Below are 17,277 nucleotides of genomic sequence, written 5' to 3'. Positions count from 1 at the left end.
CATTAACTTTTACCTCCCGCTAGACGAATTCGTGGATCAATAATCCCATACATAATGTCTACTATTAAAATTACAACTATAAATAGTAAACTAAAGAAAAGCGTTGTACCCATAATAATTGGGAAATCATTTGTTAAAATCGAGTTAACAAACTTCTCACCAAGTCCTGGTATGACGAAGATTTGCTCAATTACTAGAGTACCTGTCATTAGACCTACAACCAGTGGTCCCATAATAGTAATGATAGGTATAGAAGCATTACGGATTGTATGTCTAATAACAACCGCTGTGCTACTTAAGCCTTTTGCCTTCGCTGTTGTAATATAGTCCTGTCCGAGAACTTCTAGCATTTCTGTTCTCATAAAACGAGCTATTGTTGCGACAACAATCGAAGCAATTGCAATCGTTGGCATGATTGTATAAGCGAAGCCATCCCAGTAAGCTACCGGTAACAACTGCCACTTAACCCCCAACCAGTATTGCATTAGGCCAGCGATAACGAAGTTTGGAATTGAAATACCAAGAACTGCGATAACCATCGTGCCATAATCTAGGAATGAATTGTGTCTTAGTGCTGCAATGATTCCAAGAAAAAGACCAATGATTGTTCCAACTACTAATGATTGAAGTCCTAAATAAGCAGATGGTCCAATACGTTCACCGATAATTGTAGACACTTCACGGCCATCCTGCTGGAAGGAAACACCGAGGTCACCTGAAATTAAGTTTTTCATATAATTGAAATACTGTACAGGAACTGGATCATTCAAACCATATTTATCATTCAACTGCACAATTTGTGTTTCTGTTAGCTTATCCTGGTTGTTAAACGGTGTACCAGGGAGAAGCTTCATAAGAAAAAATGTTAGCGAAGCAATGATTAGGAAGGTAATCAACATTGAAATGATCCTTCCGCCAATATAACGTCCCACTACAACCAACCTCCTCAAAAGATACCTGCTTATATAGTATAAGTCGAAAAATGGAATTTCACTAGATTAAATTTTCTATCTATTTCACTTCTAGCTATCATTTCGACATATTTCTTATTACAGGTAAAAAAGAGAGTATATGTCAGGATGACATATACTCTCCTGAAAATCCAAAATTACTTTTCAATCTTAACCCACTTATATGAAGAATCAGCTCCAAATGAGTGTACATAGAAGTTTTTAACGTAATCTTTTTGTAGAATTGCGTTACCTTTTTGGTAAGTTGGGATAATCGCAATATCTTCTTCCATTAGAACTTTCTCAGCGTCTTGCATCATTTTCCAACGCTTCGCTTCATCTGTTTCTTTCTTAGCTCCTGAAACTAGCTCGTCATACTTCTCGCTAGAGTAACCCATGCGGTTATATGCGCCATCAGTTTCAAACATGTAAAGGAACGTCATTGGATCTGGATAGTCAGGTCCCCAACCGCCAGTTGAGATATCAAAGTCGCCAGAATCTTCTAGCTCAAGGAACTGCTTCCAAGGCTGTTTGTTGATTGTTAATGTAAGACCATCAAGCTTCGTTTCAAACTGATCTTTTGCATATTCTGCGATTTTAGCAGCTAGCTCGTTATCAGTAGTTAAGAATTCTAGTTCTACAGAGTCTGTCCCAAGAGCTTCAAGTCCAGCTTCCCAAGCTTCTTTCGCTTCTTCTTCTCCTTGGTCAGCATAGAAACCGTCTGGAGCAAATTCACGGAAGTCATCACCTTCAGGACCTTTTACAAAGTCTTTAGGTACGAAATACTTTGCAGCAATTGATCCGTTGTTAAGAAGAACATTTACAAGTCCTTCACGGTCATATGCAAGGTACAATGCTTTACGAATATCTTTGTTAGCTAGTGCTTCATTTTCTTGGTTCATACGCATAAAGTACATTGTTGGATCTACTAGTGTAGAAAACTCTTCATTATCTTTGAATTGATCTACGAAATCTGCAGAAAGACCAGCGCGATCAATTTTACCAGTTTCATAAAGGTTTACAGTAGTTGCTGTATCTTGCACTACTTTAGTCGTGATCTTTTCAAGACTTACAGTTTCAGCATCCCAATATTCAGCATTCTTTTCATAAGTCCAGCCTTCACCGTGGTTCCACTCAGCAAATACGAATGGTCCGTTGTAAAGCATTGTATCAGATTCTAGTGCGAACTTTTCACCCTGCTCTTCAGCAAATGCTTTAGGCTGTGGATAGAATGTCGCAAAAGTAAGTAGTGCTTTAAAATAAGGCACTTGGTTTTCAACAGTAATTTCTAGTGTTTTCTCATCTACTGCTTTAGCTCCAAGTTCTTCTACTTTACCGTAAAGTGGATCGCCTTCAGTAATGATTGCATTACCGTTTTTGATTCCAGCAGTACCAAACATAGAAGCGTAAGGAGAAATTGTATCTGGGTTTAGCGCTTTATGCCATGCATAGATGAAGTCGTCTGCTACAACATCAGATCCGTCAGACCATTTAGCGTCGTCACGAATTGTAAATGTGTAAACAGTTTCACCGTCTTTTTCTTCTTCTTTTGGTTCTTCAGCAGCCATACCAAGTGTAGGCTCGTTATTTTCGTCAAGACGATAAAGTCCTTCGAAAACCTGGTTCATTGCTTTAAAAGATGTGTTATCAGTAGCTTGTGTAGTATCCATTGAAGGAATTTCAGCTGTTTCTACTAAGTTAAGTACTTGTTCAGCAGAACCGCCTTCTCCGTCGCCTTCTCCACCACTGTTCCCCCCGTTGTTTGAGCCGCCGCCGCAAGCCGACAGGAATACGCTCAATACAAGCACAAGAGATAGGACAAGAGTCCATCTTGATTTCTTCATGCTGTGTGACCTCCCTTAAAATATGTAGCTATAAAAGCTAGTGATCCGCATGACGGAATTCATCAAATTATCTAACTATTTACGTGAGAATAATCTGATTCGTTTCGCCCACAACTCGTATTATACAAGTTTTCTAATTATTTTGCATACGTTATTTTTACACTCATTTACAAAAACCGCGCCACAATTACGTTTGCATAACAAAAAATAGTTCTTTAGTCCTGGTATAAATTCTCTGGTTTCTGGGTAACATTTGATATTTTACAGTGAAATGTATGAAAATCTACTTAGCCCCCCTTACCTAAAAGTATATAGTATACTTTGGTGTATACTGTATTCATATCGCGAAATATTCTGAAATGTAAACGATGTGTTAATCCGTTACACATTTCTACCTTGTTTATATTGTTCTTGACTATTAATTTTTTTATACTTGATAGTAGAAAGAAAATGGGGGCTACTATGAAATCACTTACTTTAAAATCAGGTATCTTAATTGTGCTTGCAGTTACCGCGTCAATGATCATCTCATTTACTTCTGACGGAGGCCTTGGCATCCAATCCATATCAGATATACTCTTTATGATTGCACTTGCTATGGTACTTATTGGTGCTGCTCTTCACGTTGTTCAAACGGGGTTTTTTGACGGGATTGTTTATTCATTTAAACGATATTTTAGAAATACGGCTAAGCGACAAATGATTGAGGAGGATACTTCCGAAATCCATTACAGGCTTGATTATGATAACCCAATCACTTATCCACTCTTAATGGCAGGCGGATTTTGTGCCATACTCACTATTATCATTTCCATCGTTCTTGTAAGTAGCTAACTTGTTGCATGCGATGATTTAATTGCGCTATACTAGTTAAAGAAGAAGGATACAGAACGGCTAAGATGAAGAGTAGTACAAAATGATGTGATTTATAGAGAGCCTATGGTTGGTGGAAATAGGTATCACACTTTTTGGAATGGACTTCTGAGCCCCTTTGCTGAAGACTTTAGTAGGCATTGGCGTGAGCATTCACGTTATCACTAGCGGTATTTACTACCATAAGTGATCCAGACTTACTGGATAAGCAGGGTGGCACCACGGTCCATTCGTCCCTAGCATTAAGGGATGAATGGGCCTTTTTGTATGCTTTTATAGAAATTGAGAGGAGCAACACACAATGAGCGTTATTTTTTCGGGTATTCAACCGAGTGGAACATTAACAATAGGGAACTATCTTGGAGCAATGAAGCATTTTACTGATCTTCAGGATGAGAATGAATGTTATTTCTGCGTTGTAAACCAGCACGCAATTACAGTACCTCAAGAAAAACAAGCTTTAAAACAGAATTCAAGGAGTCTTGCTGCATTATACCTTGCTTCAGGTATTGATCCTGAAAAATCAACACTTTTCATTCAATCTGAGGTACCAGCTCATGCTCAGCTGGCATGGATGTTACAATGCGTTTCTTATATAGGTGAATTAGAACGCATGACCCAATTCAAGGATAAATCAACTGGAAAAGAAGCTGTAAGCGCAGGTTTACTTACGTATCCCCCACTTATGGCTGCTGATATTCTTCTTTACGGTACAGAGATTGTCCCTGTTGGAGATGACCAAAAACAGCACATTGAGTTAACTCGTAATCTTGCTGAGCGTTTTAACCGTAAATTTAATGACATTTTCGTTATGCCTGATGCGCGCATTCCTAAGGTCGGGGCACGAATCATGTCACTACAAGATCCTTCTAAAAAAATGAGTAAGTCTGACTCCAATCAAAATGCGTTTATTTCAATGCTTGATGAGCCATCTACTATTATTAAAAAAGTGAAACGTGCGGTTACGGATTCAGATGGAGTTGTCCGTTACGACAAAGAAAACAAACCAGCGATCTCTAACCTGCTTACGATTTACTCTCTTTGCTCAGGTAAAAGCGTTGAAGAAATTGAATCCCTATATGAAGGTCGAGGATATGGTGACTTTAAGGCGGAGCTTGGTGAAGTAATCGCTAATATGTTAAAACCTATTCAGGATCGCTATAATGATCTCATTTCTTCATCTGAACTAGATGACATCCTTGATCATGGGGCGGAGAAAGCGAACCGTAAAGCATCTAAAATGCTTACAAAAGCAGAACGTGCCATGGGGCTTGAAAGAAAAAGAAGATAAAGAAAAAAGGAAGGTTGCACTGGGCAACCTTCCTTTTGCTTTATCCAAATCAATAATAGTCAACTTATATAGTCAATAATTGAGAGACTACAGATTTAAGCCTTTTCGTTAATTCACGTGTGTTCCTTTTTCAAGCTCCCATATCTTTTCAAAATACGGCTGCCCTTTGATGATCCGCTCACAGATTTGCTCATGCTTAGCTGACCAACCTGCCTTCACTTCTCTATATAGCCCTTCCCATGCCTCGTCCATTTCCATACTTTGGATTTGCACATACTGTTTCGGCTGACATTCTGTGAACCAATAGCGTATTTCAGCCGAGTTACCACTCGAATACAGTTGATCTAGTGCCATAAACAAAAGCTGTTTCAACTGTCTTTCTTTTCTAGTAAGTCCCATCATAATGTCTGGTCCTGGAGAAAGAATATGATGTTCTTTCAAAGGTTGATCTGATTCAAACGGATAACTGATAGCTTCAACATCTGCCACCATTTCATAAACTGCTTTTTCTTGTCTAGGTATCACTCGACTTTTGCGAATCGGAATCTTATACCCTAATGTATCAATGACAATAACCCCTCTGCCGTCCGTAGCCAAGAAGCAATACTCTAAAGGTGATCGTTCATTATTTTTACGTATATAGCTCTGTTGAAAAACATCACTAAGTAAACTCTCCGGAAGCTCCGTCAAATCATTCTCAATGTAATGATACAGTAGTGACTCCACCTTAATAACAGGCACCTGATCCAGCAATTCAATAAAATCATCTTTTCGCCATTCATGAAAATTGCAAACATTGTACCCATTCTCTTCACCTTCAAACCAATTCACCCAAACATCTCGCAAATACAACATCTGGCTACCCCTCACTTCGCTACTGTTTGTAAAAACAGTATAGTCAGGACCAAGTCAAATTATTCCATGATAAGTATATTATTAAGAAAAGATTAATAGAACACTGAAAAGCGGAAGCCTCCGTTTAGACCCGGCAGGCACTGGAGCCTTTTCATTTGAACACGGTCTTTGTGTTCGGATGAAAAGGTGAAGTGACCGAGGGTCTGGAGGCTGCAGCTGGACATGAAAAGCGGAGACGAGCGTTTAGAAACGGAGATATTGGAACTCTTGAACTAGAACACGCTTTTTGTGTTCTGGTGAAAGAGTGAAATATCGCAGTTTCTGCGAGTCGCAGCTAGACTGAAAAGCGAAGCGGGCCTGCTTAAATCTGCAGGATGTTGGAGCCCATGAGACTGAGACGCTTTTTGTCTCATTCGATTGGGCGAAACAGCCGGAGGATTTGGCCCGCGTAGCTAGACACATGAAAAGCGAAAGTGGGCGGTTAGGGTCGACAAGCGCTGGAGCCTTATCAAAAGAACACGCCCTTTGTGTTCATTTGATAAGGTGAAGCGATCGAGACCCTGCCCACTGCAGCTAGACACGAAAAGCGAAGCGGGCCTGCTTAAATCTGCAGGATGTTGGAGCCCATGAGACTGAGACGCTTTTTGTCTCATTCGATTGGGCGAAACAGCCGGAGGATTTGGCCCGCGCAGCTAGACACGAAAAGCGGAAGCCTCCGTTTAGACCCGGCAGGCACTGGAGCCTTTTCATTTGAACACGGTCTTTGTGTTCGGATGAAATGGTGAAGTGACCGAGGGTCTGGAGGCTGCAGCTGGATCTATGAAAAGCGAAAGCCTCCGTTTAGACCCGACAAGCACTTGACCCTTATCAAAAGAACACGCCCTTCGTGTACGAATTAAAAGGTGAAGTGGCCAAGACCCTGCCCACTCCACCTAAACACAAAAACCCCCTGGGAAATCTCCCAGGGGGTTACAACCTATCTACTTTACAAATTTCTTAAACACCAATGTCGCATTATGACCACCAAAACCAAGTGAATTGTTCATGACTGCATTCACTTCAGCTTTACGTGCTTTGTTTGGCACATAATCGAGATCACAGTTTGGATCAGCCGTTTCATAATTGATTGTAGGTGGGAGAATTCCTTCTTCTAGCACCTTCGCACAGAAAATCCCTTCAACCGCACCTGCAGCGCCAAGCAAATGACCAGTCATTGACTTCGTTGAACTAACCGCAAGCTTATAAGCATGCTCTCCAAAGACAGACTTAATCCCTGCTGTTTCGTACCTATCATTATAATCCGTGCTTGTCCCATGGGCATTGATGTACCCAATGTCAGCAGGAGTAAGGCCAGCATCATCAATTGCCTGTTGCATTGCACGTGCGCCGCCTTCCCCTTCAGGAGCCGGTTGCGTAACGTGATATGCATCACCTGTTGAACCGTACCCTACAATTTCTCCATAAATTTTAGCACCACGTTTTTCAGCCGATTCAAGGCTTTCAATGACAAGGATACCTGCACCCTCACCAATAACAAACCCATCACGATTCGCATCAAATGGACGACTTGCTGATGCAGGATCTGGATTAGTAGATAAAGCCTTCATTGAGCCAAATCCAGCTACGCTCATGCTTGTGATAGGTGCTTCTGAACCACCAGTAATCATAACATCAGCATCTCCACGCTGAATCACCTTGAAAGAATCACCAATGGAGTTTGTTCCTGAAGCACATGCTGTCACTGTACATGAGTTAATTCCTTTTGCACCAAGCATGATCGAAACCTGGCCAGAAGCCATATCAGGAATCATCATTGGCACGAAGAATGGACTTACACGACGGGCGCCTTTGTCAATAAATGTGCGGAATTGTGATTCATAAGTTTCCATACCGCCAATACCAGAACCGATCCAAACACCGACTCTTTCAGCATTCTCATCAGTAATCTTCAATCCAGCATCTTCAACTGCCATTTGAGAAGCTGCAACGGCAAATTGAGTGAAACGGTCCATTTTTCGAACATCTTTACGATCCATGAAATTTTCAGGATCAAATTCTAGAGCTTCACCTGATACTTTTGCTGCAAATTGATCTTTATCTAATCGTGTTAGTGGATTAATCCCAGAAACACCGTTAACTATATTTGTCCACGTTTCATCTACCGAATTTCCGAGTGGAGAAACAGTTCCCAACCCAGTAATAACTACTCTTTTTTTCATTTTACCAGCGCTCCTTTTTCTCTACTACTCATTAACGTCCTAATTTTAGGGCAACTGCTCCCCATGTTAAACCGCCGCCAAAGCCAACAAGAATAACCACATCGTCTTCCTTAACGCGGCCTTCCTCCATCGCCTCTGAAAGTGCGATTGGAATCGTGGATGAAGACGTATTACCGTATTTCTTAACAGTTGTCGCCATTTTCTCAATCGGAAGTTCAAGTCTCTGTCTTGACGCTTCCATGATGCGGATATTTGCTTGGTGAGGAATAAGGAAATCTACATCTTCTTTCGTTAAACCAGCTTTATCGATTACGTTAATCGCTGATTGCCCCATTTGTCTAACGGCAAACTTAAATACTTCTCTACCATTCATAGCCATAAAACCATTTGGCTCTTGATAAAGATGTTTAGCTCCAGCTCCATCTGAACCTAGTTCAAATGAGAGAATACCTCTTCCTTCTGTAACAGGCGCAATTACTGCTGCTCCTGCTCCATCTCCAAATAGCACGGCTGTGTTGCGATCTTCCCAGTCAGTAATTTTCGAAAGTTTCTCTACACCAACTACTAGGATGTTTTTATAAGTATCGTTATTAATGTACTGACCAGCTGTAATCATGCCATACATAAATCCAGCACAAGCCGCACTTAAATCCATCGCAGCTGCATTCGTTGCACCAAGTTTTTCTTGAAGCAAACAGCCTACTGATGGAAATGGATAATCCGGAGTTACGGTAGCAACCAGAATAAGATCCAAGTCTTCCGCTTTTATATTAGCATCTTCAAGGGCCTTTTTTGAAGCTAAATAAGCCATATCAGATGTATTCATATCATCGTCTGCAATTCTTCTTTCTTCTATTCCTGTTCTAGTGCGGATCCATTCGTCAGATGTATCAACCATTTTCTCTAAATCTTGGTTGGTTAATACACGTTCAGGTACATAATGTCCTACACCTACTAAACCAGCGTTCATCATGAATTTCCCCTTTATAGGATATTTTCTAACTTAAAACCAATCTTTAGTATCTGGTACTAATTTTAATTCATAAGTGTGCGTTTGTCTACCTAACTGCTTCTTGGTGGCACTCACCATTCTTGCGTGACATTCATAAACTAAACATAAGTAAACTTGAACGAAGGGGGATAGATAGATGTATCCGTATAATCAACAACAGCCTTATTTTCACCAACAGCCTGGATATCATCACTATCAGCAACAGCCTTTCACACCTTATCCGTCATATCAGTCATATGACCCCTACCAGTCACAGCATTATCAGCAGCCTATTCAGCAACCTATCCAACAGCCACAGCCCTACTATCCACACCCATACTACCAGCAAGCCTATCATCCATACTATCCTCAGCAAGGATACCAGGGCGGACAGCCATTTATGAATCAATTTAAAAAGCAAAATGGGCAGTATGATTTTCCTAAAATGATGAATACCGTTCAACAAATTACGCCGATGGTGAAGCAAATGGGCTCATTGCTAAATTTATTCGTTAAATAATAGAAAAGACGTGTTTCCACGTCTCTTCTATTTATTTAGAAAGAAACAACATGCTTCCTGCACTTATAAATAGTAAAATGCCGGATATGACCATTAAGCTAAAACTACCAATCAATATTCCTATTAACAAACCACCTAGTGGGACAAACCAGATCCAGAAAGCTTTACGGCCCATAGTACTCTCTCCTTACTCCTGTGCATCCTGCTTCCCGAGCTCATAAGCATCTTCCATAGCCTTAAGAAAGAGCTGAAGCAATGGCTGCATCTTTTCAAGATCTAATTCGATTTCTTGTTCTCCAAGCGACTGCTTCGCTTCAGGTAAATACTTCATTGCAATTTGCATAAATTTCATGTTTTGATCCATTTCATTCACTCCTAATTTACTTTCGCCAGTACGGCTCCCTTCTATTATAACGACAAATACGGTGTATTGAAATGCTCCCAATCTTCCCGCTGTCCAGAAACCATCTTTAATACCATCGCAGCCTGTCCTCTATGATAAGCTTCATGGTCGATTAAATGGCTTATGATCCATTCAGGAGAGTAACGGTGCACCTCACCATTAATTGTAACTTCAGGTCCTGGTTTTCGATACTCTACATCAGATAGATGATTGAAATAAGATTTTATCAAATCGCGCGCCTCTGCAAGGCGAGCTAAAAACCACGAAAGATCTTTATCATCAGGAGCAGAGATCACTTGCTCCTCTTGAAAGTAATATCGCTCTTTTTCATCCTCTGTCACGCTTTCTCCCATAAGGGCATTTTTCACCCACCAAAGCTCAATTTGTGCAATGTGTAGTATATAAGCTCCAACTGTAGGAAAACTTGAATACCCATAGTGAAGTTCCTGAAATTCAATGTCACTTACCATCGAAAGGAGTTTTTCTCTCGTTTCTTTTAAAGCTTGAAGCCCATGAGAGGAATCGTGGACATCATAATTACCAAGCGTCTTTTCAATCATTCATCATCTTCCCTTCTCAATCAGTCAAATAAATCGAAGGATCAATCGCCATCATTTTCTCCGTATGCAATCGTTGCACATGCAATCCTTCATCAATAGGTGTTACATTCTTAAACCCAAGCTTATTGGCACATTCTTTGCTAGAAACCCTGCACTTCAAATTACTCTGATAACGCATTTCCTTTGGATCTTCTATACACCATTCGACTCCGGTTTGCCATTCTCCTTCTCTTCCACTTGTTAGATTGAACGATTCTGATTGATCGATTCGACATCCTGCTTGATACAAAGCCCAACACACATCTCTTACATAAACCGCATCATGATGAAATTTCTTCCCCTCATTTTCATACGATGACGGTAGCTTTTTAGTTAGAAAGTAATGTTGATAAACATACTGAGTAGGTTGCCAAGGTCCATAAACAAGCGGGGCTCGAAGTACTTTTACAACACAATCTCGTTGATCAGACTTCAATAAAACTTGTTCATCTTTAGCGTTTAACTTCCCCGACATTGTTGTAGGGTGAAGAGGTGTTTTTTCTGTAATTTGTCCGTAACGTGTTCCGAAAACTTCCGTGCTCGATAAGTAGACGAGTACTTTTCCATTGGATGCTTGTAAGACCTTGCTTGTGTTCTGTAATCCTTCCTCGATCATCTTAGAGCCGCGAACATGTTCAAACCCTGGATGACTAAGATGAAAAATCGTGTCACATTCTTTGGAAATCTGGGTAAGAGAAGCTTCACTTAAAGAGCTGTTGATTTGTTTGTAATTAGCGTTTCGAAGTAACATCATTTCCTTCATTTCATATTCAGCATTTCTTAGGGTATTTAATTTATTATCAATTGCTACTACTTCAATCCCTTTGCCTAGTAGAAATTCTGTTAAATGAAAGCCAATGAATCCCAATGCCCCTGTTATAAATGCTTTCTTCACTAGTTTTCACCTCTGTTTAGATCGAATACTTTTTATCCCATCTGACCATTCTAAGAAGGATATCATTTGTCTAACTTAATTTACCGAACCCTTTAAGGAGGATACTTTCATGCAGCTTCATCACGGAAATTTATTCTGGCCAACTACTGTAGCAGAGCCCCCTACATTTCCTGAACTCACTTCATCCATCACCTGTGATGTCCTAATCATTGGCGGTGGTATGTCGGGAAGTATTCTGGCAAAGACGCTTGCTGACTATCATGTTGACACTGTTTTAATAGAAAAAGATACGATCGGCTCTGGAAGTACTTCGGCGAATACTGGCCTTCTTCAATTTTCTAATGATGCTATGCTTGTAGATTTGATCGATCGATTCGGGAAAGAGAAGGCTGTTTATTTTTATAAACTTTGCTTAAAGGCAATAGACGAACTAGAAAAAGTCGCAGGCTCTTTAAGTGAATCAGCTGACTTTAAACGAGCAGAAAGCCTTTATTTCGCAAGCAACGATCATCATGTAAAGAAACTCAAGAAAGAATACGAAGCTTTAACACATCATGGGTTTGAAGCAGATTATATTGATCGTCACGCCATCGAAAGTCTCTTCTCCTTCACTGCCCCTGCAGGGATCTATACGAAAGGTGAGGCGGAAGTAAATCCGTATAAATTCGCACTTGCCCTTACAAGTGCCGCCAGGGAACTAGGATTAAGAGTGTTTGAGCATACCGAGATCCTCTCTCATCAATTTAATAAAAATGATTTAATCTTCGAGTCTGAAAAAGGAGAAATTCGGGCAAAACATGTGATTTACGCAACGGGTTATGGTACGCAGGAGTTTGCCAAAACAAAAGGCGCACTACTCGAGCGCACCTATACCATTGCGACTGAACCCATACCGAAGTTTCCTGGTTGGCACAATCAAGCCCTTATCTGGGAAACCGATCGTCCTTATTACTATTTAAGGACGACTCCTGATCATCGCATCCTCATTGGTGGACTTGATTCTAATCTCAAAAAAGAAGAAAAACTCGAACAACAAGGACAGCTATTGCTTGCTAAACTGCATGAAATGTTTCCTTCTATCCAAACGTCAATCGCATATGAATGGAGCGCCATATTTGGTTCCACAAAAGATGGACTACCTTACATAGGAAAACACCCAAAGTACGAGGGTGTCTATTTCATGTTAGGATATGGTGGAAACGGGACGGTTTATAGCATGCTTGGTGCCGAGATACTAAAAGATCTTATTTTATACGGTCATCATCCAGCAATGGGAATAACACAACTGAATCGATCGTAAATCATAATTCCTCATGCTGTTGAAAAAAACGAATCATCTTCTTACCAAGGAATTGATAGCTATCACTCAACAGAGCAAGGTCAACGGGGTATCCTACCTCCTGTTGAAGGCGCTCGTATTCTCTAATTTGTTCTAACGAATAGGGACTTTTCATGGAATGGTGCCAAATTTTAACCGGACAAGGACAGGCTTCCGTTTCTTTGTTGTCAATTCTCGTTAAAACCTCGTCATTCTCAATTTCATAAGCTTGTGCCATCTCTCGTAGTAACCGTTTATAGAAAAGACGGTTCACTTGTTCTTGTCTGACAAGACGCTTCAAATCAAAACAAGGGTTTAATAATGCCGCTGATCTAACTAAGGTATGACGATTGTTTAAAAAAGTATTTGCTGCCAACACTCCCATACCTTCCGCAACAACATGTATCCTTGGATTCAGAATTTCCTGTTTGTGAACAAGATGATAAATTCGTTCGGTTAATTTCGCTGCTTTTGGTGATCCCCAGTGCCTTCCATATAGATTGCTCGTATAGATTGTATAACCTGCCTCTAGAAAATCGGCAATCATCCCTTCACGCGTATGGTTCTGCAACCAGAAACTTGTATCAGCATCAACGAAATGTGTTAAGCCACCTATAATAAATATGCCAAACCCGTTAGGCCGTTCAGGGACAAGAACGATCGTCCACTCCCCGTCTAATTGATAGGCTCGTTTACGAATACACATACTCTCCCCTCGCCCTTTTATCACTTTCTGTATAACCTATGCAAGTTACATATGGAAGAAAGGGTGAAGTGCCTATTTTGAGGGAATTTCATATCTTCTTCATCCCACGTCATTAGAAAGCGCCCTTAGTCATGATATGCACTATTATTTCTATATATGTCCTTGCATGAAATTGGATATGATTGGGTATGGGAAAGGAGGTGGTGAGAAAAATGAAAAAAACATCTGGACTCGTATTTATTATTGTTTACCTTCTATTTAGCATTTCTGGATTCCTATTCCCCTATGATGCTGATTGGTATACGTCGCTCGCTAAACCTGATTGGACACCAGACGGTTCCGTTATAGGGACCATTTGGGCATTTCTGTTTGGGTTAATCGCTTTATCAACCGCCATTGTCTACCAAAAGCGTAGCTTCGGTCGTCATAATAGTGAGTACCTCTCACTACTCGGGATAAACTACATATTGAATCAAGCATTTAGTTATTTGCAATTTGATCAGCATGCTCTGTTTGCAACGTTCATGGACGCCCTCTTTATTGCAATCACTTCATTGATTCTTATTTTTCTTGCAGGTAGACAAAATCAGTTAGCAGGTTGGCTATTACTTCCTTATTTTCTTTGGACCGCATTTGCTACATATTTATCATGGCTATTTTATTACATGAATTAAAATTGATAGATGTTGCACTTAAATGTTTTGTGGTATGATAATCGATAGAATACGTTTACAAATGAGGTGAATTTATTGCGTTATCTTTGGGCAATTATCTGGGGGTTTCTACTTAGCAATATGATGTTCTACGTACTTGCTTCTATGCAAGGTGGTCATTACGAGTTTGGCCCTGCATCACTTTTCGGAATTATCCTAGCTGTTGCGGCAACGCTTCTTGGAGAAGGTCTAATTTCCGATCCAGCTGAACAATAGAAACAAGCGCCATTAACGGCGCTTGTTTTTTTATTACCTGTACCTATTCCCGATTCTTATTAATGATGAGGCTTTGGTTCCCTTGACCACTTTCGATTTTGATTTGAACATTCAGGGAACGCTTCACCTGCACGAAGTTCAATTTGTTGTGGATCCTTCACCATTCCACCCGTCTCTCCGATTTCAATATATACACCATTGTTCGGCGCTTTTTGTCCAGGTGTAAACTGACGATTTTCTCCGCCCATATTACTGCCTCCTTCCACTCATCAACTTTTGCCCCCTTTATCAGCATTCATCATCGAATAATGTTTTATGTAACCTGACATACAAAATTCCCTTTACAAAAATGGAAGGACTGGTGTTTAATGGTTACATGTGTCAATTTATCTTGTAACCATTACTGGAGGAACATTACTCATGGAACTGTTGGAACTACTTAAGTACGCATTTCTTGGTTTACTTCAAGGCTTCACTGAACCCATTCCAATCTCATCAAGTGGACACCTTGTCATAGCGCAAAAATTATTTAATTTAGAAATCGAAGGACTTAGTTTTGAGATCTTAATGAACTTTGCCTCCTTACTTGCCGTTCTTCTTATTTATCGCAATGACCTCATTCGCCTCACTTCACATGGAATACGATACGTTGTCTCTCGAGAAGAAGAGTCAAAAAGCGAATTTATGTTTATCGTCTATCTTGTTATTGCAACTATTCCTGCCGCTGTTCTTGGTATTTTGTTCGATGACTTTATTGGAGAAGAACTGAAGGGCATTAAAGTTGTTGGAGCTACTCTCATTATTACAGGTATCGCACTTTGGCTCATTCGTAACCTTCGTGGCTCCAAAGGCGAAGCAGGACTTAGTATCAAAGATGCCCTTATTGTAGGTCTGGCACAAGCTGTCGCTTTAATCCCTGGTATTAGTCGCTCTGGTGCAACAATCGTAGCCGCCATGGGACTTGGAATGAAACAAGAAACAGCTCTAAGGTTTTCGTTCCTATTATTCATACCTGTAAGCGTAGGTTCAATGATCCTTAGCATTGGGGATCTCCAATTTGGTGACATGCTTATACCATATATCGTTGCCTTCCTTCTCTCTCTTACAGCTTCTTACTATTCATTGAAATGGTTTATGAATATTATGGCGCGAGGAAACTTAATTTATTTCTCTATCTATTGCTTTATCGTGGGCGCACTTGTCCTTATTTTCTAACCGGCTATCGCCGGTTTTTTTATTTGCCTAAACAAATTCCCTTCGGATAAAAGGAAATGTTGGTTGTGATAAGAAAGGATTACATGGGATAATAGTAAAAAATGATCAAAGGAGGATGAAAATGAAAGAAGATACGATTACATCAGACCCACTAAAAAAGTGGATTGCTGAAGAAGGCGAATCCATTTCGTTTCAAAAAGACGAGCCCCTTTATATGGATGGAATGAAAGCGGACCGTCTTCTTCTTATAAGATCTGGAAATGTACGTTTAAATAAGCTCACATCTGAAGGTAGAGAATTAACGCTACAAATCTGTCAACCAGGTGATCTCATCGGCGAACTTGCTCTCTACACTGGCCAATTAAACTTCTCCTCCAACGCATGGGCAGTAGATGATGTACAAGCAACCTTTGTGAAACAAGCTCACCTAGAAAAGACTCTAACAACAAACGCCCTACTCGCAACAGAATTTATGAAGTTCATGGGAGAAAACTTCAGAAAAAACCAATCAAAATTCCGAGATCTACTCCTACACGGAAAAAAAGGAGCACTCTACTCCACTCTCATTCGACTATCCAATACATATGGCGTTCAACAAAAAGATGACATACTCATCGACCTCCCTCTCACAAATCAGGAGCTAGGCAACTTCTGCGGCCTAACAAGAGAAAGCGTCAACCGCATCCTAAGCGAACTCAAAAAAGCCGACATCGTCTCCATTACCCACAGCAAAATCACCATCCACAACCTAGAATTCCTCCGCTGCGCCATCCACTGCGAAGACTGCCCAATAACGATATGTAGGTTATAAGAAAAGCGGAGACGAGCGTTTAGAAACGGAGATATTGGAGCTCTTGAACTAGAACACGCCCTTTGTGTTCATCTAAAAGCCCAAAACATCACCTTCCCAGCTGTCACATCCCCTCTCACTAATAAAATCTCAAAATAAAAAGAACACCCAAGCGGGTGTTCTTCATTCATCCTCCACTAACCGGAGGAATAAACGCAACAATGTCCTGATCGTTCACAACCTGATCTTCCGCTGCGTATTCTTCATTAATCGCCGTCATCGTATGATCAAGAGAAAGATCTGGATAATCGTTCATCAGAATTTGTTTTAGCTCAGAAACCACAAGCTGTGATTCCGATCGTTCTAGCTTTTCCTTCCCGATTTGCTCTTGCTGCTTTGCAAAGAAAAGAACAGTAATCATTTCTTTTCCTCCTTTGGTCATTTATTTTTGTATGATGTCTTTTCAAGCTGATCACCAATCCACTCTTCCCCATCGGTCCAGTACTCTTTTTTCCAAATTGGCACGATTTCCTTTATACGCTCAATCGCATAGCGACTGGCTTCATAACTTTCAGCGCGATGTGGGGAAGCGACAGCAATCACAACGGCAATGTCACTAATCGCTAATTTACCGATTCGATGCACAATAGAAGTTTGGACTGCTGGCCACTGCTCACGAATTTCTCCACCGATTCGTTTCAACTGTTTTTCTGCCATGGAAGGATAAGCTTCATACTGTAGCGAGACCGTTTGCTTCTCACCAGTAAATTCTCTTACTGTTCCAATAAACGTGTTGATTGCCCCTGCCTCAGGACGGATCACACTACTAATCACCTTATTTACATCTATTTCCTCAGAAGTAATCGAGTAATATTCCAT

21 protein-coding genes and 1 other annotated feature are annotated in these 17,277 nt (G+C 40.5%); of the genes, 8 read left to right on the top strand and 13 right to left on the bottom strand.

Translation table 11 applies throughout. From position 1 onward, the window contains the following. Positions 1-2: 2 nt before the first annotated feature. Positions 3-932, bottom strand: coding sequence for an oligopeptide ABC transporter permease (opp3b, locus tag IQ283_RS16435; RefSeq protein ID WP_194221192.1), 930 nt, complete (start codon positions 930-932; stop codon positions 3-5). 176 nt (positions 933-1,108) lie between these two features. Beyond that, positions 1,109-2,794 (bottom strand): peptide ABC transporter substrate-binding protein, encoded by a 1,686-nt coding sequence (locus tag IQ283_RS16430; RefSeq protein ID WP_194221191.1) that lies wholly within the window; start codon positions 2,792-2,794, stop codon positions 1,109-1,111. 462 nt (positions 2,795-3,256) lie between these two features. Here IQ283_RS16430 and IQ283_RS16425 point away from each other — a divergent pair, with 462 nt between their 5' ends. Then, positions 3,257-3,628: a DUF3899 domain-containing protein gene (locus IQ283_RS16425; RefSeq protein ID WP_194221190.1), complete on the top strand. Its 372-nt coding sequence runs from the start codon at positions 3,257-3,259 to the stop codon at positions 3,626-3,628. A gap of 53 nt (positions 3,629-3,681) precedes the next feature. Further along, positions 3,682-3,908 (top strand) — a binding site (T-box leader). Positions 3,909-3,968: 60 nt separating this feature from the next. Continuing rightward, positions 3,969-4,958 carry a tryptophan--tRNA ligase gene (trpS, locus tag IQ283_RS16420; RefSeq protein ID WP_194221189.1) on the top strand — a complete coding sequence of 330 codons (990 nt, stop codon included), beginning with the start codon at positions 3,969-3,971 and terminating at the stop codon, positions 4,956-4,958. 108 nt (positions 4,959-5,066) lie between these two features. On the opposite strand, the gene IQ283_RS16415 is transcribed toward trpS, so the two are convergent. The 3 genes from IQ283_RS16415 to IQ283_RS16405 all read right to left on the bottom strand — a co-directional run bounded on the left by IQ283_RS16415 (position 5,067) and on the right by IQ283_RS16405 (position 9,002). After that, complete coding sequence (locus IQ283_RS16415) at positions 5,067-5,813, bottom strand: YjbA family protein (protein ID WP_194221188.1); 747 nt, start codon at positions 5,811-5,813, stop codon at positions 5,067-5,069. Positions 5,814-6,793: 980 nt separating this feature from the next. Then, positions 6,794-8,032, bottom strand: coding sequence for a beta-ketoacyl-ACP synthase II (fabF, locus tag IQ283_RS16410; protein ID WP_194221187.1), 1,239 nt, complete (start codon positions 8,030-8,032; stop codon positions 6,794-6,796). Positions 8,033-8,063: 31 nt separating this feature from the next. Further along, positions 8,064-9,002, bottom strand: coding sequence for a beta-ketoacyl-ACP synthase III (locus IQ283_RS16405; protein WP_194221186.1), 939 nt, complete (start codon positions 9,000-9,002; stop codon positions 8,064-8,066). Between the two features lie 178 nt (positions 9,003-9,180). On the opposite strand from IQ283_RS16405, the gene IQ283_RS16400 reads away from it, so the two are divergent. Further along, positions 9,181-9,543, top strand: coding sequence for a YppG family protein (locus IQ283_RS16400; protein WP_194221185.1), 363 nt, complete (start codon positions 9,181-9,183; stop codon positions 9,541-9,543). A gap of 31 nt (positions 9,544-9,574) precedes the next feature. Here the strand turns inward: IQ283_RS16400 and IQ283_RS16395 are convergent, their stop codons facing one another. From IQ283_RS16395 to IQ283_RS16380, 4 genes are read right to left on the bottom strand one after another with little or no spacing between them, the layout of a single operon-like run. Then, positions 9,575-9,718 carry a hypothetical protein gene (locus IQ283_RS16395; protein WP_159782169.1) on the bottom strand — a complete coding sequence of 48 codons (144 nt, stop codon included), beginning with the start codon at positions 9,716-9,718 and terminating at the stop codon, positions 9,575-9,577. Between the two features lie 12 nt (positions 9,719-9,730). Beyond that, complete coding sequence (locus tag IQ283_RS16390) at positions 9,731-9,907, bottom strand: ComZ family protein (RefSeq protein WP_194221184.1); 177 nt, start codon at positions 9,905-9,907, stop codon at positions 9,731-9,733. A 44-nt stretch (positions 9,908-9,951) separates the two neighbouring features. Beyond that, a complete protein-coding gene (locus IQ283_RS16385) occupies positions 9,952-10,506 on the bottom strand; it encodes a DinB family protein (protein ID WP_194221183.1) in 555 nt (184 codons plus the stop codon). 16 nt (positions 10,507-10,522) lie between these two features. Further along, positions 10,523-11,440 carry an NAD-dependent epimerase/dehydratase family protein gene (locus tag IQ283_RS16380; protein WP_194221182.1) on the bottom strand — a complete coding sequence of 306 codons (918 nt, stop codon included), beginning with the start codon at positions 11,438-11,440 and terminating at the stop codon, positions 10,523-10,525. A gap of 109 nt (positions 11,441-11,549) precedes the next feature. Between IQ283_RS16380 and IQ283_RS16375 the strand changes: the two genes are divergently transcribed. Beyond that, positions 11,550-12,740, top strand: coding sequence for an NAD(P)/FAD-dependent oxidoreductase (locus IQ283_RS16375; RefSeq protein ID WP_194221181.1), 1,191 nt, complete (start codon positions 11,550-11,552; stop codon positions 12,738-12,740). Between the two features lies 1 nt (position 12,741). On the opposite strand, the gene IQ283_RS16370 is transcribed toward IQ283_RS16375, so the two are convergent. Continuing rightward, a complete protein-coding gene (locus tag IQ283_RS16370) occupies positions 12,742-13,464 on the bottom strand; it encodes an alpha/beta hydrolase (RefSeq protein ID WP_194221180.1) in 723 nt (240 codons plus the stop codon). Positions 13,465-13,676: 212 nt separating this feature from the next. Here IQ283_RS16370 and IQ283_RS16365 point away from each other — a divergent pair, with 212 nt between their 5' ends. Continuing rightward, positions 13,677-14,138: a TspO/MBR family protein gene (locus IQ283_RS16365; protein ID WP_194221179.1), complete on the top strand. Its 462-nt coding sequence runs from the start codon at positions 13,677-13,679 to the stop codon at positions 14,136-14,138. Between the two features lie 75 nt (positions 14,139-14,213). Then, positions 14,214-14,393, top strand: coding sequence for a YjzD family protein (locus IQ283_RS16360; RefSeq protein WP_194221178.1), 180 nt, complete (start codon positions 14,214-14,216; stop codon positions 14,391-14,393). Positions 14,394-14,452: 59 nt separating this feature from the next. Here IQ283_RS16360 and IQ283_RS16355 read toward each other — a convergent pair whose 3' ends face one another. Next, positions 14,453-14,641: a YjzC family protein gene (locus tag IQ283_RS16355; RefSeq protein WP_194221177.1), complete on the bottom strand. Its 189-nt coding sequence runs from the start codon at positions 14,639-14,641 to the stop codon at positions 14,453-14,455. A gap of 172 nt (positions 14,642-14,813) precedes the next feature. On the opposite strand from IQ283_RS16355, the gene IQ283_RS16350 reads away from it, so the two are divergent. Together IQ283_RS16350 and IQ283_RS16345 are read left to right on the top strand one after the other, a co-directional pair. Next, complete coding sequence (locus IQ283_RS16350; RefSeq protein WP_194222274.1) at positions 14,814-15,608, top strand: undecaprenyl-diphosphate phosphatase; 795 nt, start codon at positions 14,814-14,816, stop codon at positions 15,606-15,608. A 121-nt stretch (positions 15,609-15,729) separates the two neighbouring features. Next, positions 15,730-16,419, top strand: a complete 690-nt coding sequence (locus IQ283_RS16345; protein WP_194221176.1) for a Crp/Fnr family transcriptional regulator — start codon at positions 15,730-15,732, stop codon at positions 16,417-16,419. A gap of 166 nt (positions 16,420-16,585) precedes the next feature. Here IQ283_RS16345 and moaD read toward each other — a convergent pair whose 3' ends face one another. Together moaD and IQ283_RS16335 are read right to left on the bottom strand one after the other, a co-directional pair. Next, a complete protein-coding gene (gene moaD, locus IQ283_RS16340) occupies positions 16,586-16,819 on the bottom strand; it encodes a molybdopterin converting factor subunit 1 (protein WP_194221175.1) in 234 nt (77 codons plus the stop codon). A gap of 17 nt (positions 16,820-16,836) precedes the next feature. Further along, positions 16,837-17,277: a molybdenum cofactor biosynthesis protein MoaE gene (locus IQ283_RS16335; RefSeq protein ID WP_194221174.1), complete on the bottom strand. Its 441-nt coding sequence runs from the start codon at positions 17,275-17,277 to the stop codon at positions 16,837-16,839.

This window comes from Pseudalkalibacillus hwajinpoensis, assembly GCF_015234585.1.
Lineage (GTDB): Bacteria > Bacillota > Bacilli > Bacillales > Guptibacillaceae > Guptibacillus > Guptibacillus hwajinpoensis_B.
This window is presented reverse-complemented; position numbering and strand designations above follow the sequence as displayed.

Excerpts from the sequence above, each read along its gene's own strand:
- fabF (WP_194221187.1), bottom strand. The coding sequence starts at position 8,032 with ATGAAAAAAAGAGTAGTTATTACTGGGTTGGGAACTGTTTCTCCACTC.
- IQ283_RS16430 (WP_194221191.1), bottom strand. The coding sequence starts at position 2,794 with ATGAAGAAATCAAGATGGACTCTTGTCCTATCTCTTGTGCTTGTATTG.
- IQ283_RS16415 (WP_194221188.1), bottom strand. The coding sequence starts at position 5,813 with ATGTTGTATTTGCGAGATGTTTGGGTGAATTGGTTTGAAGGTGAAGAG.
- IQ283_RS16365 (WP_194221179.1), top strand. The coding sequence starts at position 13,677 with ATGAAAAAAACATCTGGACTCGTATTTATTATTGTTTACCTTCTATTT.
- IQ283_RS16375 (WP_194221181.1), top strand. The coding sequence starts at position 11,550 with ATGCAGCTTCATCACGGAAATTTATTCTGGCCAACTACTGTAGCAGAG.
- trpS (WP_194221189.1), top strand. The coding sequence starts at position 3,969 with ATGAGCGTTATTTTTTCGGGTATTCAACCGAGTGGAACATTAACAATA.
- IQ283_RS16335 (WP_194221174.1), bottom strand. The coding sequence starts at position 17,277 with ATGGAATATTACTCGATTACTTCTGAGGAAATAGATGTAAATAAGGTG.
- IQ283_RS16345 (WP_194221176.1), top strand. The coding sequence starts at position 15,730 with ATGAAAGAAGATACGATTACATCAGACCCACTAAAAAAGTGGATTGCT.
- IQ283_RS16395 (WP_159782169.1), bottom strand. The coding sequence starts at position 9,718 with ATGGGCCGTAAAGCTTTCTGGATCTGGTTTGTCCCACTAGGTGGTTTG.
- IQ283_RS16390 (WP_194221184.1), bottom strand. The coding sequence starts at position 9,907 with ATGGATCAAAACATGAAATTTATGCAAATTGCAATGAAGTATTTACCT.
- IQ283_RS16425 (WP_194221190.1), top strand. The coding sequence starts at position 3,257 with ATGAAATCACTTACTTTAAAATCAGGTATCTTAATTGTGCTTGCAGTT.
- IQ283_RS16355 (WP_194221177.1), bottom strand. The coding sequence starts at position 14,641 with ATGGGCGGAGAAAATCGTCAGTTTACACCTGGACAAAAAGCGCCGAAC.
- IQ283_RS16350 (WP_194222274.1), top strand. The coding sequence starts at position 14,814 with ATGGAACTGTTGGAACTACTTAAGTACGCATTTCTTGGTTTACTTCAA.
- IQ283_RS16405 (WP_194221186.1), bottom strand. The coding sequence starts at position 9,002 with ATGAACGCTGGTTTAGTAGGTGTAGGACATTATGTACCTGAACGTGTA.
- moaD (WP_194221175.1), bottom strand. The coding sequence starts at position 16,819 with ATGATTACTGTTCTTTTCTTTGCAAAGCAGCAAGAGCAAATCGGGAAG.
- IQ283_RS16385 (WP_194221183.1), bottom strand. The coding sequence starts at position 10,506 with ATGATTGAAAAGACGCTTGGTAATTATGATGTCCACGATTCCTCTCAT.
- IQ283_RS16400 (WP_194221185.1), top strand. The coding sequence starts at position 9,181 with ATGTATCCGTATAATCAACAACAGCCTTATTTTCACCAACAGCCTGGA.
- IQ283_RS16370 (WP_194221180.1), bottom strand. The coding sequence starts at position 13,464 with ATGTGTATTCGTAAACGAGCCTATCAATTAGACGGGGAGTGGACGATC.